Genomic DNA, 949 nt, shown 5'->3' with positions numbered 1-949 from the left:
ACAACGACTGTAGTTCCTTTATCACCTGGTGTAGTTGTGTCTACTGGTGTCTTGAACTCTACTGTTGTGCCCTTAGGAAGATCTCCGACATTACCGATTGAATCTTTAGCAGATGGTTTATCTCCTGGTTTAACAGTTTGATCTTTCGCTGTTGGAGTGTTCTTGTCTGCATCTGTAGCTGGTGCACTTGGATCTTTTACAGTTACTTTAACTGGTACTTCATCCTTAGAACCATCTGGGTATGTTACAACGACTGTAGCGTCTTTGTCACCTGGGGTAGTTGTGTCTACTGGTGTCTTGAACTCTACTGTTGTTCCTTCTGGAAGATCACCTACATTACCGATTGAATCTTTGGCAGATGGTTTATCTCCTGGTTTAACAGTTTGATCTTTCGCTGTTGGAGTGTTGTTGTCTGCATCAGATGTCTTCTCTGGATCTTTTACAGTTACTTTAACTGGTACTTCATCCTTAGATCCATCTGGGTATGTCACAACGACTGTAGCGTCTTTGTCACCTGGGGTAGTTGTGTCTACTGGTGTCTTGAACTCTACTGTTGTTCCTTCTGGAAGATCACCTACATTACCGATTGAATCTTTGGCAGATGGTTTATCTCCTGGTTTAACAGTTTGATCTTTCGCTGTTGGAGTGTTCTTGTCTGCATCAGATGTCTTCTCTGGATCTTTTACAGTTACTTTAACTGGTACTTCATCCTTAGATCCATCTGGGTATGTTACAACGACTGTAGCGTCTTTGTCACCTGGGGTAGTTGTGTCTACTGGTGTCTTGAACTCTACTGTTGTTCCTTCTGGAAGATCACCTACATTACCGATTGAATCTTCTGCTTTTGGTTCAGTTCCTTTATCTACAGTTTGAGCTTTTGGTGTTGGCTCGTTCTTATCTGCATCTGTTGGTTTTGAACTTGGGTCTGTAACAGTTACTTTAACTGGAA

1 protein-coding gene is annotated in these 949 nt (G+C 42.0%); it reads right to left on the bottom strand.

The window, feature by feature from the left end; all coding sequences use genetic code 11:
• Positions 1 to 949, bottom strand: a 949-nt coding sequence (locus tag QM406_RS10025; RefSeq protein ID WP_414274123.1) for a Rib/alpha-like domain-containing protein, incomplete at both ends; no start/stop codon positions are given.

It is taken from the genome of Streptococcus infantis, assembly GCF_047465035.1.
GTDB lineage: Bacteria > Bacillota > Bacilli > Lactobacillales > Streptococcaceae > Streptococcus > Streptococcus infantis_T.
Note: the sequence above shows the minus strand (reverse complement) of the source record. Positions and strands in the feature narration are given on the sequence as shown.